We start from the raw sequence: 23,051 nt of genomic DNA, 5'->3' as shown, positions 1-23,051 counted from the left end.
CGGGGTGCGCCAGCGATGGAGTAAAGATAGATTTGGGACGATCACGCCGGTAGACGGCAAAAAATGGTCTCATAGTCCTATTTGGTGAACGCTGGAGCCGGCATGCAGGACCTGAACGACCTGTACTACTACGCCAAGGTGGTCGAGCACGGTGGTTTTGCCCCGGCCGGGCGCGCGCTGGGCGAGCCGAAGTCCAAGCTCAGCCGGCGCATCGCGCTGCTGGAGGAACGCCTGGGCGTGCGGCTGATCCAGCGTTCCACCCGCCACTTCTCGGTCACCGAGATCGGCCAGACCTTCTACGCCCACTGCCGCGCCATGCTGGTCGAAGCCGAGGCGGCTGCCGAGTCGATCGAGGTGACCCGCTCGCAGCCGCGCGGCGTGGTGCGGGTCAGCTGCCCGACCATGCTGCTGGATTTCCGGGTGGCAGCGATGGTGGCCGATTTCATGGCGCACTGCCCGGACGTGGAAGTGCACCTGGACGCCACCAACCGCCGCGTCGATGTCATCGCCGAAGGCTTCGACGTCGCCATCCGCGTGCGCCCACCACCACTGGAAGACAGCGAGCTGGTGCTGAAGGTGCTGGGCGAGCGCACCCAGTGCCTGGTAGCGGCGCCCTCGCTGCTGGACACCCACGGCCATGCGCAGGGCCCGGCCGATCTGCATCTATTGCCCAGCGTTGCGTTGGGCGTGCCGCAGGGTGAGCACGTCTGGCGCCTGATCGGCCCGGAAGGCGCCAGTGCCGAAGTACCGCATCATCCCCGCCTGATAACCCGTGGCATGACGGCGCTGCGCGCGGCCGCACTTGCGGGCGTGGGCGTGGCGCAGTTGCCAACAATGATCGTGCGCGATGCGCTGCAGGCAGGGCAGCTGGTCAACGTGGCCCCGGATTGGGCACCGCCGAAGGAGATCATCCACGCCGTGTTCCCGTCACGGCGTGGCCTGCTGCCGTCGGTGCGTTTGTTCATCGACCACCTGGCCGCATCGTTCGCGGCGCTGGATGAATCCTGAGCGGCAAGCCGGTGATGGTCACGGAAATTGAACGCCGCGCTGGCAAAAATGGCGGCTTCGCACAAAGGGAGTTGCTGCATGCGTGTTGCTGTCGTGTCACTGGCCTGTGCCACCGTTCTGGTCGCTGCCTGCGGGCGCGGGCCATCCCCCGATAAAGCCGTTGTCGCAACACCTGAAACACCCGCTGCGGCCGCACCGGCAGCAGCACCGGCCGGCAGCGAGGTGCTCACCGCCGGCAGCATCGAGTTCCCGGTGATACCGACCATCCTGGTGCCCAGCATCATCGGCAGCGGCCCGGCGCAGAAGCGGCTGGAGCTGTCGATGCAATCGCTGATCGATCCGCTGGCCGGCATCAGCGTGCGCCCGGCCAATTGCGCCACCGACGGCGGCCTGGTCAATGAAAGCGGCTTCACCAATGTCGACGCGCAGGGCAACCTGGAGCGCATAGGCGGGCATGGCGTTTTCACTATCGGCGCCGATGGCAGTGGCCAGGCGATCACCGGCGACGGCGTGGTGCAGGTGAAGCCCGATGGCAGCGGCAGTGTCGTCAACGATGCCGGCACGTTTGAAGTGGAGGCGGATGGCTCCGGCACCTATGTGGGTGAGCACGGCACCATCGAACTGGATGGCAAGGGCGGTGGCAATTGGGTGGGCAGCTTTGGCACCATCGCCAACCATGGCGACGGCTCCGGCAGCTGGGTGGGTAGCGACGGCCACATCGAGATCAACGCCGACGGCTCGGGCAAGTGGATCGGCGGCCCGGAGGGCATCGTTGAAAACCGTGGCGACGGCACCGGCACCATCGGTGCGGTGCCGCGCGAAGTGAAGATGGCACCGTTGCCGCCCTTGCCGCCGGCGGGAACCTTCCCGCTGCTGGACAAGTTCAAGCCCTCCGGTGCGCCTTGCGGCTACGTCATCACGCTCAATGACAAGGTGTTGTTCGATTTCGACAAGGACGCCATCCGTCCCGACGCCGGCAAGGTATTGGATGTGCTGGCAACGGCGCTGGGCAAGGTACCTTCCAGCGCGATGGAGATCCGTGGGCATACCGACGCCAAGGGCAGCGACGACTACAACCAGAACCTGTCCGAACGCCGCGCACTGGCCGTGCTGGCGGCCTTGCGCGAGCGCGGCAGTGCCACCGATGCCAGCGCGCACGGCTATGGCGAAACGCAGCCGGTGGCAGCCAACGAGGTCAACGGCAAGGACAACCCCGGCGGCCGCCAACTCAACCGCCGCGTGGAGATATTTGTAAGGACCTGATTGTCATTTGTAGGAGCGGCGTAAGCCGCGAAGCCACTGTTGCCTTGTAGGAGCGGCATAAGCCGCGAAGCCACTGTTTCTCCCGCAGCAGCAGACAACCAGATCCACACCGAGGCGATGCGCGAAGCCAGCAATGCCGAACCCACAGGCATTGCCGGCTTCGCGGCTTACACCGCTCCCACAACAACCAGAACCCGCAAAGCCAAAACCCCCACAGATGACCATCGGCCCGTGTCATGCCCAGCAGGCTTGTCGCATCATGGCCCTCTCAGATAAGCCAGAGGTTGCCGATGCATGTGTTCCGTCCTGCAGTACTGGGGGTGGCCCTGATGGCCGCCATGGGTCTGGCCTATGCGTCGCCGCAGGTGGCTGATGTCGATGCACGTGGGGTGAAGATCAGCGAAGCCGCGTACCCGGGCACCATCCGCCTGGAGATCGACGCCACCGACCTGGGCCAGCGCGTGTTCAAGGTGCGGCAGACGGTGCCGGTACAACCGGGCCTGCAGCGCTTCCATTACCCGGCCTGGTTGCCGGGCAGCCATTCGCCCACCGGCCAGATCGAGAAACTGGCCGGCCTGGTGATCAATGCCAATGGCCAGCGCCTGCAGTGGGTGCGTGACCCGCTCGATGTCTACACCTTCAACGTGCAGGTGCCCGAGGGCGTAAGCGAACTGCGCATGGACTTCCAGTTCCTCAGTCCCACCGATTCGGCGCAGGGCCGCACGGTGATGACGCCGAACATGCTCAACCTGCAGTGGAATGCGATGCTGCTGTACCCGGCCGGCCACGCCGCGCATGCCATCACCTACCAGGCCAGTGCACGCTACCCGCAGGGCTGGGACGCGGCCAGCGCGCTGACCATGGCCAGCCGCAATGGCGATACCGTCAACTACGCGCCGACCAATCTCGAAATCCTGGTCGACTCGCCGGTGTTCGCCGGCCGCTACCACCGCATGTTCGAGCTGGCCCCGGCCGGCACCCGCCCGGTACGCCTGAATGTGTTTGCCGATCGCGCCAAGGACCTGGAAGCCAAGCCCGAGCACATCGAACAGCACCGCGCGCTGGTCACCCAGGCACGCAAGCTGTTTGGTGCCGAGCATTACGACCACTACGATTTCCTGTTCGCGGTGACCAACCAGCTCGGCGGTATCGGCCTGGAACACCAGCGCTCCAGCGAGAACAGCGAAGACCGCGACTACTTCAGCGGCTGGGACGCGAAGATCGGCAGCAGCGATCTGCTCGGCCACGAATACACCCATTCCTGGGATGGCAAGTACCGCCGCCCGGCCGACCTGGCCACGCTGAACTACAACGTGCCGATGCAGGGCAGCCTGCTGTGGGTATACGAAGGCCAGACCCAGTACTGGGGCAATGTGCTGACTGCCCGCGCCGGCATCCGGCCGCAGGAAGCCTCGCGCGATGCGCTGGCGATGGCGGCGGCCACCTATGCCGACAATCGCCCCGGCCTGGAGTGGCGTTCGCTGGGCGACACCACCAACGACCCGGTGATCGCCCGTCGCAAGCCCAAGCCCTACCGCGGCTACCAGATGAGCGAGGATTACTACCAGGGCGGACAGATGCTGTGGCTGGAAGCCGACGTGCGCCTGCGCACGCTCAGCGGCGGCAAGCGCAGCCTGGACGATTTCGCCAAGGCATTCTTTGGCCAGAACGACGGCCAATGGGAACGCCCTGACACCTATACCTTCGACGATGTCGCCGCGACCCTGGAGCAGGTGCAGCCCACCGGCGACTGGTCGAAGTTCCTGGCTGAGCGTGTGGATCATCGCGCCGGCCTGGTTGGCGGTATCGAGGCAGCGGGTTGGAAGCTGGTCTACAAGGACAAACCCAGCGCCTACTTCAAGGCGATGATGAAGGGTCGTGGTGCCAACTTCATCTATTCGCTGGGGGTGTCGCTGAGCCCTGCCGGTTACGTCAATGAAGTGCGTTGGGACAGCGCCGCGTTCAATGCCGGTGTTGGCACCGGCATGCAGGTGCTGGCGGTGAATGACCTGCAGTACAGCGCCGACGAACTGGAAGAAGCAGTACGCGCAGCCAAGGACAGCAAGCAGCCGGTACGCCTGCTGGTCAAGGAAATGGATGTCTACCGCACGCTCAGTATCGACTACCACGACGGCCTGCGTTACCCGACGCTGGAACGCATCGAAGGCAAGGCCGACTACCTGACCCCGATCTTCAGCGCCCGCAAATAAAGCATAGCCACCGTAGTGCCGAGCCATGCTCGGCAGGGGGCTTTCCCGGCAAAACCAAAAGCCCCCCTCATCCGCCCCTGCGGGGCACCTTCTCCCGCAAGCGGGAGAAGGGCTGAAGCAGAGCCAAAGCGGGCCATGTAGTGCCGAGCCATGCTCGGCAGGGGCCTTACCGCAATACCAAAAGCTCCCCCTCATCCGCCCCTTCGGGGCACCTTCTCCCGCAAGCGGGAGAAGGGCTGAAGCAGAGCCAAAGCGGCCCATGTAGTGCCGAGCCATGCTCGGCAGGGGCCTTACCGCAAAACCAAAAGCTCCCCCTCATCCGCCCCTTCGGGGCACCTTCTCCCGCAAGCGGGAGAAGGGCTGAAGCAGAGCCAAAGCGGGCCATGTAGTGCCGAGCCATGCTCGGCAGGGGCCTTACCGCAAAACCAAAAGCTCCCCCTCATCCGCCCCTTCGGGGCACCTTCTCCCGCAAGCGGGAGAAGGGAAGAAGCCGAAGCCGAAGCCGAAGCCGAAGCCGAAGCCAAAGCCAAAGCCAAAGCCAAAGCCAAAAGCGATCCATCCGTAGCCCGGGTAAGCGCAGCGCACCCGGGGCTCCATGCACAGAACCCCCGGCACCCCGCCTACCTAAACCACCGCGCTCAGTTCTTTATCTGCACATCATCGATGTACACATTGAGGTCGTACGCGGTATTGGCGTGATACAGCCAGATCGCATCCAGCTTGACGCTGCTGCCGGTGATCGTGCCGTTGCCATCCACCCACGCGTTCCACTGCGCCGCGTCGCTCAACGACCACGACACATAGGTCCAGGTGTCGGCCGCCACCGCCTTGCTGGTTGAACGCTCGGTACCGTCGCTGTCATCGATGCCAAGCCCCACGGTGGTGCCGCTGCCGCCGCTCCATACCCAGAAGCCAATCACGCCGTTGGCACGGGTCAAGGCGGTATTGCTGGCTGGCGTGCCACTGCCCGACAACAGGCGCACAGCCCAGTCCGCCGTGCTGGCGGTGTTGTCCTTCAGCAACACCCGCAACGAACAGCTGCCGTTCTTCTGCGTGGTGCAATCGCGTGTGGCGGTGGATGCGGTGCTGATGCCGGTGGTGCTGCCCGAATAGCTGGGGCTGGTGTCGAAATGGCCGACGCTGCTTTCAAAACGATCCAGATACGTGACCGTGCCGGTGCCGCCACCGCTGCCAGGATTCAGCAGCCCGTAGTACTTGGACCAGTTCCAGTTGATGCCGGGGTCGGTGTGGGTCTGGCCGCTGAAGTGCTGGTGGCCCTTGATCTTGACGCTGGTGGCCAGCACGTTGATGCCGCTGCTGGACGCACCGCTGTAGGCGCTGGCGCAGCTGATCGCGCTGTACGTGGCGCAGAAGTTGCGTACCAGTGCGGCCGAGGCGTCGTACATGGCATTGGTGTACCACGAGCTGTTGTCGACGTAGCCCTCATGCTCGATGCCCAAGGTGTAACTGTTCTGGCTGCCGACATGCCAAGCGGTATCGGCGTTGCGCACCATCTGCGTTACCTGGCCATCGGAGGAACGGATCACATAGTGCGCGCTGACCTGCGCCGATGCGTTCTTGAACCAGGAAATGGTGCCGGCGTAGCTGCCTTGCGTGGTGTGGATGGTCACCGCACTTACCGCTGCCGAACGTGAGCTGGAATAGTTGGACGTCGACGCCGGGCTCCAGATCGCCGGGCCATAGTCAGTGCTCTGGATGCCGGCATCCAGCGCGGGGCTGACGGCAGTGGCTGCGGCAGCCGCGTTTCGTGGCTGCAGGGTTTCGCTGATGGGATCAATCCGGAAGGTATCGGTTTCCACCCGGTCCCGGCTGATGTCCAGGCGCACCATCGGTGCCCGCAACGTCACCAGCTGCGGCGCATCGAAGGCCTGTTCCCAGGCGATCGCGCGTTCGGGCACCACGATGCCGCGATCATTGACGCCCCGGTCCTGCGCCAGCAGCACGTCGTAGGCAAAGCTGGTGCGCGCATAGTCATCAACCGCGCTTCTCGCGCCGACCGTGGCACTGGCCGGCGCATAGCCTGCATAGCGCATCAGCGCTGGGCGGATGGCTTCCGGCGCCGGTGCACCGGCCTTGCCCGCATTGGGATGGTCCTGGCGGATCTGCGCGTCCAACAAAGCGGCGGCGGCGAGGATGTTGGTGGCTGCATCGGTGCGCACTGCAGCAGTAGACACCCCCAACAGCTTGGCGGCTTCGCCTACCTGGTCTTCAAAACCACCGCCGGCATACAGGCCCATCACGCCCCAGGAAGGCGGCATGCGCAAGTGTGCATCGTCCTGGTCAAGCGCGTCCGGTTGCAACGGTGACCAGCGGCTTTGCACAAAGGCCAACGCTTCCAGCGTGCCGCGCGGAATGCCGGGATAGCGACGATAGGCTTGCTGGAAGTAGCGCACATACATTGCCCGCAAGGGCAGCATGCGTGCTTCTTCCATCTTCAGTTGCATATCCAGCACCTGTTCGTTGTCGGCGACAGGTGGCTTGATGGTGGTTTGAGCAAAAGCGGGAACGGCTACGGCACTGGTGATGACGGCAGACAGCAGCACGGCGGTATGACGGTGCATCATCGGTAGGACCCCCAAGCATGGAACCCCCTGCGCCTGTGGTTCTACCGCAGCGCGGTGGCGCATGGGTGAAGGCGGAGGTGAATCAGTGATGGGGTTCAAGGAGTTGCGGATTTGCCTGCATGCAGCCTGGGCGGGAACCGGCATCTTGAAGGTAGCTCTGCCCAATCCTCCTGTCCACTATGCGAGTACGTGAAGGGTGATCGTGAGCTCGCATGCAAGGCGAGCTCACGATCTGCCCGCCTCACTAGCGTGCAGAGATGGCCGCCATGCGGAAGAGTGACGTTGATGCCGTTGCTGCAGGAACGCCACGCACTGTCGAAGCGATTTCAGCCCTGCGTTGCCAATCCAGCCGGCCGCCTGCGCTCCAACCACCAAAGCAGGGCCGCAACCAGTACGAAGCCCAGCAGCCAAGGCCAGCGTGGGCCCGGAACTGGCAGCGGCGTTGAAGATGCTGCACTTCCTCGCAGTGCAAACGTCGCATCACGCAGCTGCTGTGCATGCAGTGCAACTGCCTTGGCAGGATCCAGCAGCAGGATGCTGTCGTGCTGATCGCCCGCTTCAATACGTAGCCAGCCGGCCTTCTGCGGCCACGCGGCAACGCAGTTGTCAGCCGAAGGATCTGGCAGCAGCGCGGTGCGGCTGCCGTCATCGGCAATCATCTGCACGGGCGCGGCCATACCACACAGGCTTAGGCGCTCGCCGCTCCATGCCCATGCCGGCGATGGCGACGTGGAGGCGCCCGGAAGGGGCCGCGCCACGCTTGCCAGTGCGGCATTCCACAGTTCGGCGTGTGCATCGGCATGGCCCGCCAGTACCAGCGCATAGCTGTCGGTGATCGGCAGCACGCCAATCCGGCCCAAGCCCAGCGCACGCCAGCCGCCTATCGCCGTGCCATCTGCGGCGTGCAATAAAGGCACCACCTCCGTACTGCCGAATTCCAGGTTGAAGCGTTCAACCACGAGCGGCGTCTTGTTCTGTTCGGCATCGGTCAGTGTGCGCAGTGTCACCGTGCTGGCCTGATCGCCGCCGTGTGCATCCAGGCCCCAGTCGCGCAATGTGCGTCGCGCATTGCCGTCCAATGCGCTGCCGGTGCGCACCAGCACACCGAGCCCGGCGCGCAGCGCGTCGGTGATGGCCGCGCGTTGCGCGGAGGATAGTGAGGCGAGCCGCCGCTCATCGAGCAGCAGCAGGTCCAGCCGCGCCAGGCTGGCTGCATCGAGCGCGGCCGGTGCATCGCCCAGCTGCAGTCCGCCGCCGATCAGCATGCTGGTCTGCAGCCGCGCGCCGATGTCGCTGCCCCAGCGCTGCAGATACTTCAGCTCCGGGCCGGGCGCGCCGGCCAGCACGCGTATCGTCGGGGCGCTGCTTGCACGCGTACGCACCGGCACCGGCAGTTGATCCAGGACCTTGCCGCCCGCGTCCAGCACGCGCAGCACGAAGCCGACATCGCCAGGCTCACGGGCACTGGCATGCAGGGTGACGCGTCCGCTGGCATCGGGCGCGACGATATCCACGCGATGACCGGCAGGATCGAGCAGCTCCACGCGCGCCCCCGGCATGCCCTGCACACGGCTGTGGACGCTGAACGCAGCGCCGGGTGCAAGCAGGGGCGGCGCCTGCAGTTCCACCAGGCCGAGCGGTGCGGCGTTGGGCAGGAAGCGCAATGGTGGCAAGGCAGTGTCGCGGTCGCGCGCCGGCAGACCTTGGCCAACGACCACCAGCTCGCGCGTACCTGGACGCTGGCGCAGCGCGCTGGCCAGATCCGGCACCGCTGTCGCAGCCGCCAAGACGGGCGCTTCAGGCAGGCGTACATACGCTGCGGCCGGGACCGCAGCCAAATCCGTCGCGCTGGCGCCGGACGTCGCCACCACCAGCGTGCCGGCGTGGCCTGGGCGCGAGGGCGGTTGCAGGGTGAAGTACAGCAGGATGCCGGCAGCCAGCTGCAGCAACAGCAGGGTTGCCAGTCGAACCGCAGGTGGGCGCGGTGGCAGCGCGAAGCGCAGGCTGGCCACAACCACGGCCAGCATGATCAGCGTCAGGGGGAGCCAAACCATCATCGTGCGGACTCCTGCGGTGCCGACAGCGCTTCAAGGTAGCGACGGCCACTGGCATCGGCACCGTTGCGGCGCGCGGGCGGGCCTTCAGCGCGCCGCAGTGCAGGCCACAGCTGCGCGCGCAGTGCGTGCCGGCACGGCTGGCATTCGGGTTGCTGGCGCAGTGCGTCGATCGCGGCGACAACATCCAGTGGATCGGGCACGGCATTGGGATGGGCATCCAGCCAGCGCGACAGCGCGTCCAGATCGACGGCGGCGTCGCGGTCCGCCAAGGCCTGCCATGCGTTGGCGGCGACCGCATCAGCGGCCGGTCGCGCACTGAGCTGCACCGCACGATTGCCCAGACCTTCGCGCTTGCCGGTCATGCGCCGGGCCATGTCGATGGGCGGTAATTCACTGCCGACGCGCGCCAGATAGATGCGCTCGGCCTGCTGCACCTGCTTGATGAAGGCCAGCGCCTTGTAGGCATACGGCAGTGCCTGATCGGGATGACCCTGGCGCAGATGGCCTTCGGATTGCCACATCTGATCCAGCGCGGCCTTGAGGATGGCGCGCGTCTGCGGGTCCAGCAGGGTGGCGGCTTCGGCGTGGTCGTGGGTGTGGCCGTACTCGGACAGCACATCGGTGGCACTGCCGAATACCGGTGCGGTTGCGGTTCTGCCGCCGTGATCGTGGCCGTCATCGTTGGCGTGATCGGCATGGCTGTCGGCCGTGGGTGCATCGCTGGTGGGCAGATCGCCGGTGGGCGGAGCCTTCGCGCCACCTTCTGCTTCCTCGCCCAGGAACTGGCCGTAGCGCAGGCGCAGGATGCGCTGGTCCACGCCGATGGCGTCGGAGCGTTTGATGAAGGTGTCCGCGTCCAGGCTGCCGCGCTGCTTGAGCAGCGCTTCTGCATCGATGATGATCTGCCGCTGGCTGCGGAAATAGGCCGGCATCACTTTCTTGATCGCGCCTTCCAGATCGCTGGCCTGCACCTGTTGTTCGCTGGGCAGGCGCAGGATCAGGCTGGCGCTGCGCGCTTCCTGCGGCTGCGGGTTGCGGTTGTCGCGCACGCTTAGGCGTGCGACCACTTCATCGCCCGGCTCCAGACCCAATGCGGCCAGGTCTGCGCTATAGGCGAAGCGCCGCGCCGTAGCCGGGCCGCTGCCGTTCAGGCTGAGCTGGCGCTGCTGGAAGCTGATGTTCTCGCCGCTGCCTTTTGCCGTGGTGATGTCCAGCGTCGCTGCGCTGTTGACGCCGAAATCGTCGGTCGCCTCGAAGCGCAGCTGCCAGCTGCGTTGACGCGGTGCGGCCTGGTTGAGCGTCTGCGCCGGCTCGATCACTTTCACCTGCGGCGGACGATCAACGATCACGTCAAGACGATAGGCGCGGCCGGCATCGGCCATGGCTGGCAGTGTGTGGATCCGATACAGGCCTGCACGCTGCAGCACTTCAGTACCGCGCCAGTCGTCGTCATCACGTTGCAAGACCACGCGACGGCCATCGTGGAACTGCAGCCAAGCCTGCTGCGGTTGCGGCGCAAACTGCAGGCGCCATTGCAGGCGGCTGCCTTGCAGCGCACGCGCATCCAGCTTGTCGCCCGAGCTTGCGGCTTGGCCGCTGTAAGCCGGCGGCGTTATCTGCAGCCAGCTGCCACGCAGTGCCGGCACGCCGTTGCCTGCACTGCTGGCAACCGGCTCTGCATCCACGGCAACCGCTGCATTGCCTGCACTGCGCGGCCATAGCAGCGTAGCGGCCACCACCAGCGCCGCAATCAGCCAGCACAGCAGCACGCGCCGCCAGGGCCAGCGTGGGCGAAGGTCAGCTGGATCGCGCTGCAGGCGCTGTTCGATGTGCTGCCGCTGCCGCTGCTGCAAAGGATTGAGTGTGCTGGCTGCGGCAAACAGCAGATCGGCGCTGTCCTCGAAGCGCGGGTGCTCGTTCAACCGGGCGATCAACCAGCGCACATCCAGGCGCCGCGCGCGCCAGACAGCAGCGCCGACCGCCATCAACAGTGCGAGCGTGCAGACGATATAGCCGGCATCGAAGCCCAGCACGCGCGCCGCCAACAGGCCGGTGGCCAGGGCCAGCGGCAGGCTGGCGCACAGCCATATCAGCAGCGTGCGGCGGCGTGCCGCCTGCAGCAAGGCGCGCGCGTTCATTGCGGGCTCCTGCGGCGGGGCGCGCTGGCAAACCAGCGTTCAAGCAGGAACAGCAAGGCAATTGCCAGCAGCAACCAATGCGACAGCTCCTTCGCGGGCTGCGGATACGCGGCGGCGCCGGTTTCCGGCTGCACCGTTGCGGCCAGGGCGCGACGTGGCGTCGGTGCGGCCTGCAGCACGGCGCGCAGACCGCGCGGGAAGTCGGCATCAAGCAGGATCGGCAGGCTTGCAGGTTGCAGCGGCGCCGCCCAACGCAACCACCGGCCGCGAGGCGTGCTGACCTGCTCGATGATCAGCACGCCGCTGTCATCGCGCCACAGCGGTGTGCGCTGCGCATCGGCGGGCACAGGCGTGCGTGCGTCCACCAGCAGGCGGCCGCCATGTTGCAACCAGGTAGCTGTATCGGCAGGCAGCGGCTTGGCCAACAGCCACACATGCAGTTTGTCGTCATCGCTGAAAGCGCTGCTGTCGTTTGCGGCTTGAGGCCTGGGCCCATTCCATGCGCTGGCGACGGCATTGAGGTAACGCAGGCCTTGCTTGCCGGCCTCGTCGTGGCGAACCTGCATCGCAGGCGGCGCAATGGTCACTGGTTTACCGGTCGATGCTGGCTGCTCCACCACCTGCCAATGCAATGCACGCGACAGCCGCGGGCGCTGGGCATCCAGACCATCGAGTACCGATGGCACCACGACGGTCAGCGCGGTACCGGCCGGCAGGCTGGCGTCCAACGCGCGCAGCAGGCTGGAGACGGGCTGTGCAGCTGGCGGTGCTGCGCTCTTGGCGATGGGCGGGAAGCCCGGTGCCAGCCACAGCCATTTCGCATCTGCATCTGCTACGGCACGTCGGGCAACGGCCAGATCGATGCCAGGCAGCACCGCGACACGGGGTTGCATGTCGGCCACGCCGGTGAGTGCCGGCCGGGCCAGCAGCAGCGCCAACAAGGCAAGCAGCAGCAGCCGCAGCAGCAGCAGCGGCCATTCGTCGAAACGGATACGCCGACGCGGCCGTGGCCTGGCCGAGAGCCAGCGCAGCGCGGCGAAATCGATGATGCGTTGTTCGCTGCGGCGGGCGAGATGGATCAGCAGCGGCAGCAGCAGTGCCGTAAGCGCGATGAAGCCGGCCGGGAACAACCACAGCAGGCTCATGCACCACTCCCGGCGCGGCGCCCGAACAGGCGCTGCAGCGGCGCATCGATGGCCTCGTCCAGATAGGCGGTGTCGTGGCGGATGCCGGCCGCCTGCAGGCGTGCATCCAGAACGCGCTGCGCTTCGCCGAACCGCGACAGATAGGTGCTGCGCACACTGGCGCCGTCGCTGAGCAGTTCGTCGCCGGTTTCAGGGTCGCGGAAGCGATGGCCATCGCGGAACGGGAAATCGCGTTCTTCCACCGTCAACAACTGCAGGTGCACCACATCGCGCCCAGCCTTGGCCAGACGCTCGGCAAGTTCAATGCCGGCTTCGTCGAAGCCGTCGCCGATCATCACCACCAGGTCGTTGCTGGCAATGCGTTCCCACAGCGGCGACAGACGTTGTTGTGGCGGCCATTGCCCGTGCGCACGCAGGGCGTGCAGCTGCAGATGCAGGCGATCGCGCTGGCGCAGGCCATTGCCGGCGGGCAGCAGTTGCACGCCATCATCGCGCAGCGCGATCAGGCCGAAGGCGTCGCCTTGCTGCATGGCCAGCTCGGCAACGCAGGCGACCAATGCCTTGGCGGCGTCCAGCCGTTGCCAGTGCGGGCGTGCCTGGTCGGCCTGGCCCATCGAGGCGCTGCAATCGAGCAGCAGCCAGACGGTGATCGGGCTTTCGCGTTCGGATTCGCGTACGAAGAAGCGGTCCGAGCGTGCGTAGAGTTTCCAGTCGATCTGGCGCAGTTCGTCGCCGGGTTCATAGGCGCGGTATTGGGCGAACTCCAGCCCGGCGCCGCGGCTGCGGCTGGCGTGCGCGCCGATGCCACGGCTGCCGCTGGCCCGCTGCGGCCACAGCCGCAGGCTGCGCAGGCGGCTGCGCACATCGGCGGGGATCAGCGGTGGCGTGGGGGCGGCCATGCTTCAGTGGTCGTATCAGGCCGGGAACGGCACCGCACGCAGCAGCGCGGCGATCACGTCATCGGCGCTCTTGTGCTCGGCCTCGGCGGCGAAGGACAGCAGCAGGCGATGGCGCATCACCGGTGCGGCCAGCGCCTGCACATCCTCGCGGGTAGCGGCAAAGCGGCCCTGCAGCAGGGCGCGGGCCTTGGCGGCCAGCACCAATGATTGACCGGCACGCGGGCCGGCGCCCCATTTGATCCAGTTGTTCACTTCCGCCGGTGCGCCGTCGCCGGGGCGGCTGGCGCGGACCAGGCGGGTGATCCAGCTCAGCAGGTCGGGGCTGATGTGCACGTCGCGCACTGCTGCCTGCAGTGCCTTCACCGCTTCGGCGTTCATCACTTTGGGCACCACGCCGCTGTGGCTGCCGGTGGTCTGCGCCAGGATGTCGCGCTCCTCGGCTTCGCTGGGGTAGTCCACGCGTACATGCAGCAGGAAACGGTCCAGCTGCGCTTCGGGCAACGGGTAGGTGCCGGCCTGCTCGATCGGGTTCTGCGTGGCCAGCACGAAGAACGGCGAGGGCAGGGCGTAGGTGGTGCCGGCGTAGCTGACCGTGCGTTCCTGCATGGCCTCGAGCAGGGCGGCCTGGGTCTTGGGCGGCGTGCGGTTGAGTTCGTCGGCCAGCAGCAGGTTGGTGAAGATCGGGCCCTGCTGGAAGCGGAACGCGCGCTTGCCGGTGCCATGGTCTTCTTCCAGCAGCTCGGTGCCGAGGATGTCGCTGGGCATCAGGTCAGGGGTGAACTGCACGCGGCGGAACTGCAGTTCCAGCGCCTGCCCGAGCGAGCGCACCAGCAGGGTCTTGCCCAGTCCGGGCGCGCCTTCGAGCAGGCAGTGGCCGCCGGCCAGCAGGCCGATCAGCAGTTGTTCGACGACGTCATGCTGGCCCACCACGGCCTGCGCAAGCGCGCTGCGCAGCTCGGCCAGGCGCGGCAGCAGTGAATCGACATCGTGGCTGGGATCGGGGGCAGTCATGCGGTCACCTGTGGGGTCAATGCGTCAGTGCGTACATCACGATGTTCACGCCGAACTTGGTGTTGTCTTCGGCCAGGAAGCGTTTGTTGCGCCAGTCGTAGTCCCATTCGCAACCGTAGTCCTTGTTGCTGTAGAGCACGCCCAGCCGGCCATCGATTTCGATGCCCTTGAGGTAATCATGGACCAGGTCGTCGCCCCAGCCATTGAGCTCGAAGCCGGTGGCGGGCGGGCCTTCGGGGAACTTGAAGAAGCTGTTGTAGACGGCGTGGTTGTTGGGCAGCTTCTTCAATGCGGTGGCGCCGAAGATGCTGCGCATCTGTGCTTCGAAGGAGGTGGCGAACAGGCCGTCGATATCGTGGTTGCAGTCATCGACGAAGACGAAGCCGCCGTTGCGCACGTAGCGTTCAAAGTTGCGGCGCTCTTCCGGGTTGAACTCGACCAGTTTGTGGCCGGCCAGGTAGCAGAACGGTGCGCGCAGCATCTTCGGGTCGGACAGCGCGATCACATGTTCGTTGGGGTCCACGCGCAGGGTGGTGTAGTCGACCAGCGAGGTGATCAGGTTGGACGGCATGCGCGCATCCACATCCCAGTCACCGGAGTCATAGCGCAGGCGGGTGAACCAGAAGTCGTAGCGGCTGGCCTGTGCGCGTGCCACGCCGGGCAAGGCGGCCGTCACCGCGCCGCCCAGCAGCAGGTGAAGGAATTGCGCTCGCGTTAGACGGGGTGAGGACAAAGGCCAAAATCTCAGGAAGCTGAAAGCCCCTCTCCCGTTTACGGGAGAGGGGTTGGGGTGAGGGCGCTCTTAACGCACGTAGAGCAAGAGCTCCCCTCATCCGCCCCTTCGGGGCACCTTCTCCCGCAGGCGGGAGAAGGGATGAAGCAACAGCCAAATCAGAAGCTGCAAGCAAAAGCCAGAAGCTAAAGCCAGAAGCTAAAGCCGAACCCGGAAGCTACGGCTCAAGCCACAACTCGAACTCCAAGAAGTTTCAATCAAACAGCATCCGACAACGACGTAAACGTAAAGTCACGCAGCTTCATCGGCGGGATCATCATCACGAAGCTCGACTCATCACCGGCAACACGCACCGGCTTGCCCAGCTCGTCGATGTTGTTGAGCATGATCACCGGCGATTCGTTGAAGCGGAAGTTCTTCACCGGGTGCTTGATCTGGCCGTTCTCGATGTAGAAGGTGCCGTCGCGGGTCAGGCCGGTCAGCAGCACGGTCTGCGGGTCGACCATGCGGATGTACCAGGTGCGGGTGACCAGGATGCCTTTGTCGGTGCCACGCACCAGCTCGGCGATCGACTTGGTACCGCCGCTCATCAGCAGGTTGCCGGCGCTGGCCTTGGCCGTCTTGCCCTGCTTCTGCGCCCAGTAGCGCGAGTAATCCAGGTTGGCGACCTTGCCGTCCTCGATGATGGCGATGCGCTCGCGCGGCATGCCTTCGCCGTCCCACGGCAGCACCGCTGCGTCCGGATGCCACGGATCGGCGAACAGATTCACCTTGCTGTCGTAGACCTGCTCGCCCAGCTTGTTGCCGCCGCCTTTCTTGGACAGGAAGCTGCGGCCTTCATCGGCCGAGCGTGCGCTGAAGAAATTCATCATGAAGCTGATCAGGCCAGCGGCGGCTGCTGGTTCCAGGATCACCGTGTATTTGCCCGGCTCCAGTGCCTTGGCTTCGGCCGATTCGGTGGCCTTGCGCTTGGCGATCTCGATGTCCTGGTCGGCCTTGAAGTCGGCAGCGTTGGCGAGGTTGCGGCCCACCCAGCCCGAGCCGCGACCGTCTTCGGTGCGCACGGTGCAGGTGTAATTGAAGTTGGTGGTCTTCTGGTAACCGAAGTTGCCATTGCTGTTGGCGATGGCGACGAAACCATTGCCGTCTTCCAGGAAGCCGGCGGCGATCAGTCCGTGGCCACGGCAGGGAGTGATCGAGTCAGCCGCTACCTGGGCGCGGAACTCCGGGGTGATGGCCGCGGTCGATTCGCTGAAGGTCGGGCTCGAACGGTATTGTTGCTTGCCGATGGCCGGCATGAATTCCGGATTTTCCGGCGCCAGCTTGGCCAGGTCTTCAGCACGACGCACCACACGTTCCAGCGAGGCGTCGTCGAATTCGTTGATCGAGGCGGTGCCGACGCGCTTGCCGAAGGCTACCTGCACGGCCAGTTCGGCATTGCTGACAATGCCGCTGGTGGAGACGTTGTTCAGTGCGAAACGGATGTTGCCGTCGACCGAGCCGGCCAGCGTGGCGGTGCATTCATCGGCCTTGGACAGCGCGATGACCTTGTCCAGGATGGCCTTGGCTTCCTGTTCGGTGAAGATGCTCATGGTTCAGAAGCTCCTTGACGATCAGCCGAGGCTGCGCGCGGTATTGATGACGTTGATGCCGTCGAAACGGGCGGTGGACGAGCCGTGCGATACGGCCGAGACCTGGCCAGGCTGGCCCTTGCCGTCGAAGAACGAACCGCCCAGGCGGTAGTCGCGTTCGTCGGCGATGGCGCTGCAGGCGTTCCAGAATTCCGGCGTGCGGATCTGGTAGGCCACGTCCTCGAGCATGCGGGTGATCTGGCCGTTCTTGATTTCGTAGAACAGCTGGCCACCGAACTGCGCGTTGTAGCGCTGCTGGTCGATGGAGAACGAACCGTCACCGATGATGTAGATGCCGTTCTCGACATTCTTGATCATGTCGGCCACCGACAGCGGGGTCTTGCCGGCGGCCAGCGAGACGTTGGCCATGCGCTGGAACTGCACGCTGGACCACGAATCGGCATAGCAGCAGCCATCGGACTCTGTTTTGCCCAGGATGTGCGCCTGGTCGCGGATGGTCTGGTAGTCCACCAGCTTGCCATCGCTGATCAACGGCCAGCGCTTGGTCTTCACGCCTTCGTCGTCGTAGGCCACCGCGCCCAAGGAACCGGGCTGGGTCTTGTCGGCGAAGATGTTGACCTTGTCGCTGCCGTACTGGAAATGCGCCTCGCGCTTGTCCAGCGTGGCGAAGCTGGTGCCGGCATAGTTGGCTTCGTAGCCGAGCACGCGGTCCAGCTCCAGCGGATGGCCAACCGATTCGTGGATGGTCAGCCAGGTGTGCGACGGATCCAGGATCAGATCGTACTTGCCCGGCTTGACCGACGGCGCCTTGAGCTTTTCCTGCGTCTGCTTGGCGGCGGCGATGGCGTCTTCGCGCATGTCGTAGGACTGGCCGTAGACGGTGACGCCGTTGGGCAGCACGGTCTTGCCGGAGGCGTCGCCATCCAGGTATTCGTAGCCCAGGCCCATCGGCGAGGACAGGCCGGCGCGGGTGCGGAACTTGCCGCTGGCCTTGTCGATGGCGGTGACCGTCATCGGTGCCCAGATGCGGTGCACGTCCTGGTCGATATAGGAGCCGTCGGTGGAGGCGAAGTACTTCTGCTCGTTGACCAGGAACAGCATCGAATTGACGAAGCTGGCGCCAGCACCCATGGCGGCGGCATTCACACCCAGCAGCAGGTCGGCCTTGTCCTTGATCGGCACCTCCATTGCGTTCTTCTTGATCGGCGTACGCCAGCTGACCTCGCCGTAGCCGGGCGCCTTGGCGAACTGCACCGGCGCGGTCTGCACCTTGGCATTGGCCTTGGCGATGGCGGCGGCCTGCTGTGCGGCCTTGACCACACCGGCCGGGCTCAGGTCGTTGGTGGCGGCAAAGCCCCAGGCACCATTGACGATGACGCGGATGCCGGTACCGGTGGATTCGGTGTTCACCACGTTCTGGACCTTGTCCTCGCGGGTGATGACGAACTGGCGCAGGTAGCGGCCGATGCGCACATCGCAGTACGTGGCGCCGGCAGCCCGCGCTGCATTCAGTGCGTCATCTGCCAGGCGCTTCTTGATGGCCGGATCGAGCGCGGTCAACAGTTGTTCGGCGGCGATGGCCTTGCCGAAGAAGGACGGCACCATCAGGCCGCCAGCGGTAAGCCCGGTCAGGGCTAGGAAGTCACGTCTCTGCAAGGCTGCTCTCCACGGGGCAAGGCCCGCAAGGCGGGCACTACGGCAACAAACGACGGTGGCTTCGCGGTGATCTGCGAACTGTTCGATTTTTGCGGGACCGGGTTTGCAGCGGTAGTGACTTTAGGCATGGAAGCGGTGGTTATTTGGATTTTCTGCGAACAGCCAACCCCTCCCAACCCTCGAAGGGAGGGAGTACGCCCCCTTCCTTTGGCCATAGGCCAAGGGTTGGGGAGGGGTAAGCTTTTGCACTGCCTTGTGGCAGGCAAAAAAGAATCCACTCACCCAACCGCATCCTCCAGCACCTGCTGCAACCACTCCACGAATACCCGCAGGCGCTGCGAGGGATGACGACGATGCGGAAACAGCAGATGCATCGGCATGGGATCGGCGCGATGCGCCGGCATGACTTCCAGCAGGCTGCCGGCAGCCAGCTCCGCGCGCACGTCGTAGGCGGGAATCTGGATCAGGCCCAGACCGGCAATACAACAGGCGATATAGGCTTCGGCGTTGTTGACGGTGACACGCCCCACCATCGGTTGGCTGCGCAGGATGCCGTTCTCGCGCCATTCCCAAGCTTCCACCCGGCCGCTGCCGGGCGATGCATAGAGCACACCCCAATGCGTGCCCAGCTGCGAGGGATGCAGCGGCATGCCATGCGCCTCCACATAGGCAGGACTGGCCACGTTGATCAGCGGCAGCTGACCCACACCGCGCGCCACCAGGCGTGAGTCCTGCAGCGGGCCGACCCGCAGCGCGCAATCCACGCCGTCCTCGACCAGGTCGATGCTGCGATCGGTCATGCCCAGCTCGACGTCGATCTGCGGATGTGCCTGCAGGAAACCGGGCAATGCCGGGGCGACGATCAGGCGGCCGATGCGCCCGGGCAGGTCCACCTTGATCCGCCCACTCAGGGTCTGTGGCGATTGCCGGAACAACTGCTCGGCCTCGTCCGCATCAGCGATCAACTGCTGGCAGCGGGCATGGAACAGCAGGCCATCCTGGGTGGGCGTGACTTGGCGGGTGGTGCGGTGGAGCAGGCGGGTGCCCAGGCGTTGTTCAAGCGTGCGCACCGCTTCGGAGACCGTGGAGCGGGGCAGGTTGAGCTGGTCGGCGGCGCGGGTGAAGCCGGCGCAGTCCACCACACGGACGAAAACCCGGTACAGCTCGATACGGTCCACGGCGATTGTCCGGGTTGGCCGACAAGTGAAGTCAGGATGACCGGCTTTATCCGGAAAACCAAGCCGATAGGCTCTGAGGCATTCCCCAACCACAGGAGTTCGCCGTGACCGAGCATCGCATCCAAGGCAAGACCGTCCTCATCGCCGGTGGCGCCAAGAACCTGGGCGGCCTGCTGGCCCGGGACTTCGCCCGCCAGGGCGCCCGCGGCGTCGCCATCCACTACAACAGCAACGCTGCCCGGGCCGAGGCCGAAGCCACTGCCGAGGCAGTGCGTGCCGCTGGCGCCGATGCGCATCTGTTCCAGGCCGACCTGACCTCGGCCGCGGCGATGGAGCAGCTGTTCCACGATGCGAAGCAGGCACTGGGCCGCATCGATATCGCGGTCAACACGGTTGGCAAGGTGCTGAAGAAGCCGATGACGCAGATCAGCGAAGCCGAGTTCGATGCGATGGATGCGGTGAACAACAAGGCCGCCTTCTTCTTCCTCAAGGAAGCCGGCATTCATCTCGCCGACAACGGCAAGGTATGCACGCTGGTGACCTCGTTGCTGGGCGCGTTCACGCCGTTCTATTCCAGCTATGCAGGCACCAAGGCGCCGGTGGAGCACTACACGCGTGCGGCGGCCAAGGAATTCGGCGAGCGCGGCATATCGGTGACCGCGATCGGCCCGGGGCCGATGGATACGCCGTTCTTTTACCCGGCCGAGGGTGCTGATGCGGTGGCGTACCACAAGACGGCGGCAGCGCTGTCGCCGTTCTCCAAGACCGGCCTGACCGACATCGAGGACATCGTGCCGTGGGTACGCTTCCTGGTATCGGACGGCTGGTGGATGACCGGGCAGACGATCCTGGTCAATGGTGGTTATACGACGCGCTGAAAGCTTCCCCTCATCCGCCCCTTCGGGACACCTCGCTGCGCGCCCCGGCCCCGCGTAGCACGCGGGGCGTACGAACAGTCACGAGCCTTGGGCTCGTAAGCGCCTGTTCTTAACCCTGTAGACGGGAGAAGGGAGTCTACGGCCAAGCCTGCGATCTGCGAGTCCACGGCCAAGCCTGCGATCTGATAGCCCCTCTCCCGCTTGCGGGAGAGGGGTTGGGGTGAGGGCAGCTCTATGCCTTACCCCAACGACCGCGCCGTATTGATGATGTTCACCCCATTGAAGCGCGTAGTCGCCGAACCATGCGACACCGCCGATACCTGCCCCGGCTGGCCCTTGCCGTCAAAGAACGAACCGCCCATGCGGAAATCGCGCTCATCACAGATGGCCGCGCAGGCATTCCAGAACTCCGGCGTACGGATCTGGTACGCCGCGTCCTCGACCATGCCGGCAATCTCGCCGTTCTTGATCTGGTAGCAGAGCTGACCACCAAACTGCGCGTTGTAGCGCTGCTGGTCGATCGAATACGAACCACGGCCATGGATGTAGATGCCGTTCTCCACGTCCTTGACCATCTGCGCCGGGGCCAGCGGCGTCTTGCCCGGCGCCAGCGACACGTTGGCCATGCGCTGGAACTGCACGCTCTTCCACGAGTCGGCATAACTGCAACCGTGCGAGGCGTTCTCGCCGAGGATATGCACCTCATCGCGGGTGGCCTGGTAATTGACCAGCACGCCGTCCTTGACCAGATCCCACTTGCGGGTCTTCACCCCTTCATCGTCGTAACCCACCGCACCCAGGCTGTAAGGCGCGGTCTTGTCGGCAGTGAAATTGACGATGTCGCTGCCCCAACGGAAGCCGGCATCGCGCTTGTCCAGGGTGGCGAAGCTGGTGCCGGCGTAATTGGCCTCGTAGCCAAGCACGCGGTCCAGTTCCAGCGGATGGCCGACGTTCTCGTGGATGGTCAGGAACAGGTTGGAGGGGTCCAGCACCAGGTCGTACTTGCCCGGCTTCACCGAAGGCGCAGTGAGCTTGGCACGTGCCTGCCTGGCGGCAGCGATGGCGTCTTCCACCGGGTCATAGGAATGGCCATAGCCGACCACGCCACCGGGCAGCGGGTGCTTGTCGGCGGCGTTGCCTTCCAGGAATTCCCAGCCCATGCCCGCCGGCGCCGATAGCCCGGCGCGGGTGCGGAACTTGCCGCTGGCCTTGTCGATGGCGGTGGCGGTGAAGGGCAGCCAGATGCGGTGTACGTCCTGGTCGATCCACGAGCCGTCGCTGGAGGCGAAATATTTCTGCTCGTTGACCAGGAACAGCTGCGAGTTGATGAAGTTGGCGCCGGCATTGATCGCAGCGGCGTTGATCGACAGCAGCAGCTCTACTTTGTCCTTGACCGGCACGGCCATCGCGTTCTGGCGGAACGGCGTCTTCCACTGCACCTCGCCCACGCCCGGCGTGGGTGCCAGCTGCACCGGCTTGGTCTGGATCTTCGCGTTGGCGCGGGCAATGGCCAGCGCCTGCGCCACCGCCGCGGCCACACCCTGCGCGGTGGACTGGTTGCTGGCGGCAAAGCCCCAGGCGCCATTGACAATCACACGAATGCCAACGCCGGCCGACTCGCTGTTGGTGACATTCTGTACCTGCGCTTCCCGGGTGACGATGGCCTGGTTGAGGTAACGGCCAATGCGCACATCGCAGTAGCTGGCGCCGCCCTGTTTGGCCAGCGCCAGCACGGTGTCAGCCAGCAGCTTCTTCTTGGCTACATCGGCCGGAGCCAACAACTCCTCAGCTGCAATCAACTGGGCATTGGGCAGCATGAAACCGGCGAGGCCGAGGCCGGAAAGCGAAAGAAACTGGCGGCGTTGCATGACGGACGGAACTCCAGAGCCAGCGATGCACTGCACCGCACAAGACCCTTGAATCTCGGCGGGACGAGGGTTTGAGCACAAGTGACCATCGTCATGCATGGCCGCAAATCGGCACTGCGGCACAATCTGCAGTGTTATCAACAGGCCCCGATCATGACCAAGCCCTACGCCGAATCCTGCGAGCGCAACAGCGCGCCCATCCTGCGGGTGCTGCAGCGCTACCTCGGCCAGGCCTGCAGCGTGTTGGAGATTGGCAGCGGCACCGGCCAGCACGCCGTGCACTTCGCCGCCGCACTGCCTTGGCTGCGCTGGCAGGCCAGCGATCACCGCGATCATCTGCCCGGCATCAGCCTATGGCTGGACGAGGCCGGTTTGCCCAATACCCCGCCAGCGCTGGAACTGCAGGCGGTGGTCGGCGGCGGCCTGCAACCGCTGCCGCCGCTGCCCGTGCATGACGACGTGGCCGGCTTCGATGCAGTGTTCACCGCCAATACCCTGCACATCATGGGCTGGGAGGAGGTGCAGGCGGTGTTTGCTGGCTTGCCGATGTTGATGGCGCCCGATGCACTGTTCATCGCCTATGGGCCGTTCAACTACAACGGTGCATTCACCAGCGACAGCAACCACAACTTCGACGGCTGGTTGAAGGCGCGGGACCCGCGCTCGGGCATCCGCGATTTCGAGGCCGTCGACGCCTTGGCGCGTGCGCAGCAGCTGGTGCTGCGTGAGGATGCGGCCATGCCTGCCAACAACCGTTGCCTGGTATGGCAGCGGATGCGCGGCTGAAGCTGACCGGGCTAGGATGCAATCACTTCAGGCAAAGGGCGGTG

General features: G+C 65.3%; 16 protein-coding genes. 5 read left to right on the top strand and 11 right to left on the bottom strand.

Annotation, left to right across the window (positions count from 1 at the left end):
* The first annotated feature begins 102 nt into the window (after nt 1-102).
* From BCV67_RS09240 to BCV67_RS09230, 3 genes are all read left to right on the top strand, one after another.
* Nucleotides 103-1,008: a LysR family transcriptional regulator gene (locus tag BCV67_RS09240; RefSeq protein ID WP_062170956.1), complete on the top strand. Its 906-nt coding sequence runs from the start codon at nt 103-105 to the stop codon at nt 1,006-1,008.
* 78 nt (nt 1,009-1,086) lie between these two features.
* A complete protein-coding gene (locus tag BCV67_RS09235; protein ID WP_062170958.1) occupies nt 1,087-2,271 on the top strand; it encodes an OmpA family protein in 1,185 nt (394 codons plus the stop codon).
* A gap of 296 nt (nt 2,272-2,567) precedes the next feature.
* A complete protein-coding gene (locus BCV67_RS09230) occupies nt 2,568-4,481 on the top strand; it encodes a M61 family metallopeptidase (RefSeq protein ID WP_156456011.1) in 1,914 nt (637 codons plus the stop codon).
* A 638-nt stretch (nt 4,482-5,119) separates the two neighbouring features.
* Here BCV67_RS09230 and BCV67_RS09220 read toward each other — a convergent pair.
* The 10 genes from BCV67_RS09220 to BCV67_RS09175 form a co-directional block, all read right to left on the bottom strand.
* Nucleotides 5,120-7,066 carry an N-acetylmuramoyl-L-alanine amidase gene (locus BCV67_RS09220; protein WP_062170963.1) on the bottom strand — a complete coding sequence of 649 codons (1,947 nt, stop codon included), beginning with the start codon at nt 7,064-7,066 and terminating at the stop codon, nt 5,120-5,122.
* 326 nt (nt 7,067-7,392) lie between these two features.
* On the bottom strand, nt 7,393-9,123 hold the full coding sequence (locus BCV67_RS09215; protein ID WP_062170965.1) for a hypothetical protein: 1,731 nt from the start codon (nt 9,121-9,123) through the stop codon (nt 7,393-7,395).
* Entirely contained in the window at nt 9,120-11,261 is a 2,142-nt protein-coding gene (locus tag BCV67_RS09210; RefSeq protein WP_062170967.1) for a hypothetical protein, read from the bottom strand. Before BCV67_RS09210 ends, BCV67_RS09215 begins: the two co-directional genes overlap by 4 nt.
* On the bottom strand, nt 11,258-12,406 hold the full coding sequence (locus tag BCV67_RS09205) for a BatA domain-containing protein (RefSeq protein ID WP_062170968.1): 1,149 nt from the start codon (nt 12,404-12,406) through the stop codon (nt 11,258-11,260). The genes BCV67_RS09210 and BCV67_RS09205 overlap by 4 nt, the downstream gene beginning before the upstream one ends.
* Complete coding sequence (locus tag BCV67_RS09200) at nt 12,403-13,305, bottom strand: DUF58 domain-containing protein (RefSeq protein ID WP_062170970.1); 903 nt, start codon at nt 13,303-13,305, stop codon at nt 12,403-12,405. Before BCV67_RS09200 ends, BCV67_RS09205 begins: the two co-directional genes overlap by 4 nt.
* A 15-nt stretch (nt 13,306-13,320) precedes the next feature.
* The gene (locus BCV67_RS09195) at nt 13,321-14,316 is read right to left on the bottom strand and encodes an AAA family ATPase (RefSeq protein WP_062170972.1); all 996 of its coding nucleotides are present in this window, start codon (nt 14,314-14,316) and stop codon (nt 13,321-13,323) included.
* Between the two features lie 16 nt (nt 14,317-14,332).
* The gene (locus BCV67_RS09190; protein WP_156455914.1) at nt 14,333-15,064 is read right to left on the bottom strand and encodes a DUF4159 domain-containing protein; all 732 of its coding nucleotides are present in this window, start codon (nt 15,062-15,064) and stop codon (nt 14,333-14,335) included.
* Between the two features lie 242 nt (nt 15,065-15,306).
* The gene (locus BCV67_RS09185; protein ID WP_062170974.1) at nt 15,307-16,641 is read right to left on the bottom strand and encodes a TldD/PmbA family protein; all 1,335 of its coding nucleotides are present in this window, start codon (nt 16,639-16,641) and stop codon (nt 15,307-15,309) included.
* Between the two features lie 21 nt (nt 16,642-16,662).
* The gene (locus tag BCV67_RS09180) at nt 16,663-18,297 is read right to left on the bottom strand and encodes a TldD/PmbA family protein (protein ID WP_062170977.1); all 1,635 of its coding nucleotides are present in this window, start codon (nt 18,295-18,297) and stop codon (nt 16,663-16,665) included.
* A 278-nt stretch (nt 18,298-18,575) separates the two neighbouring features.
* Nucleotides 18,576-19,475, bottom strand: coding sequence for a LysR family transcriptional regulator (locus BCV67_RS09175; protein ID WP_062170979.1), 900 nt, complete (start codon nt 19,473-19,475; stop codon nt 18,576-18,578).
* A gap of 104 nt (nt 19,476-19,579) precedes the next feature.
* Between BCV67_RS09175 and BCV67_RS09170 the strand changes: the two genes are divergently transcribed.
* Nucleotides 19,580-20,353, top strand: a complete 774-nt coding sequence (locus BCV67_RS09170) for an SDR family oxidoreductase (protein WP_062170981.1) — start codon at nt 19,580-19,582, stop codon at nt 20,351-20,353.
* A gap of 239 nt (nt 20,354-20,592) precedes the next feature.
* Here BCV67_RS09170 and BCV67_RS09165 read toward each other — a convergent pair whose 3' ends face one another.
* Nucleotides 20,593-22,221, bottom strand: a complete 1,629-nt coding sequence (locus BCV67_RS09165) for a TldD/PmbA family protein (RefSeq protein ID WP_062170983.1) — start codon at nt 22,219-22,221, stop codon at nt 20,593-20,595.
* Between the two features lie 153 nt (nt 22,222-22,374).
* On the opposite strand from BCV67_RS09165, the gene BCV67_RS09160 reads away from it, so the two are divergent.
* On the top strand, nt 22,375-23,007 hold the full coding sequence (locus BCV67_RS09160; RefSeq protein WP_062172008.1) for a DUF938 domain-containing protein: 633 nt from the start codon (nt 22,375-22,377) through the stop codon (nt 23,005-23,007).
* The last annotated feature ends 44 nt before the right edge of the window (nt 23,008-23,051 follow it).

Origin of the sequence: Stenotrophomonas nitritireducens (genome assembly GCF_001700965.1) — a bacterium.
Taxonomy (GTDB): domain Bacteria; phylum Pseudomonadota; class Gammaproteobacteria; order Xanthomonadales; family Xanthomonadaceae; genus Stenotrophomonas; species Stenotrophomonas nitritireducens_A.
This window is presented reverse-complemented; position numbering and strand designations above follow the sequence as displayed.

Bases quoted from the DNA above. Each gene is read 5' to 3' on its own strand.
- BCV67_RS09240 (WP_062170956.1), top strand. From the start codon at position 103: ATGCAGGACCTGAACGACCTGTACTACTACGCCAAGGTGGTCGAGCAC.
- BCV67_RS09235 (WP_062170958.1), top strand. From the start codon at position 1,087: ATGCGTGTTGCTGTCGTGTCACTGGCCTGTGCCACCGTTCTGGTCGCT.
- BCV67_RS09220 (WP_062170963.1), bottom strand. From the start codon at position 7,066: ATGATGCACCGTCATACCGCCGTGCTGCTGTCTGCCGTCATCACCAGT.
- BCV67_RS09215 (WP_062170965.1), bottom strand. From the start codon at position 9,123: ATGATGGTTTGGCTCCCCCTGACGCTGATCATGCTGGCCGTGGTTGTG.
- BCV67_RS09210 (WP_062170967.1), bottom strand. From the start codon at position 11,261: ATGAACGCGCGCGCCTTGCTGCAGGCGGCACGCCGCCGCACGCTGCTG.
- BCV67_RS09205 (WP_062170968.1), bottom strand. From the start codon at position 12,406: ATGAGCCTGCTGTGGTTGTTCCCGGCCGGCTTCATCGCGCTTACGGCA.
- BCV67_RS09200 (WP_062170970.1), bottom strand. From the start codon at position 13,305: ATGGCCGCCCCCACGCCACCGCTGATCCCCGCCGATGTGCGCAGCCGC.
- BCV67_RS09195 (WP_062170972.1), bottom strand. From the start codon at position 14,316: ATGACTGCCCCCGATCCCAGCCACGATGTCGATTCACTGCTGCCGCGC.
- BCV67_RS09185 (WP_062170974.1), bottom strand. From the start codon at position 16,641: ATGAGCATCTTCACCGAACAGGAAGCCAAGGCCATCCTGGACAAGGTC.
- BCV67_RS09165 (WP_062170983.1), bottom strand. From the start codon at position 22,221: ATGCAACGCCGCCAGTTTCTTTCGCTTTCCGGCCTCGGCCTCGCCGGT.
- BCV67_RS09160 (WP_062172008.1), top strand. From the start codon at position 22,375: ATGACCAAGCCCTACGCCGAATCCTGCGAGCGCAACAGCGCGCCCATC.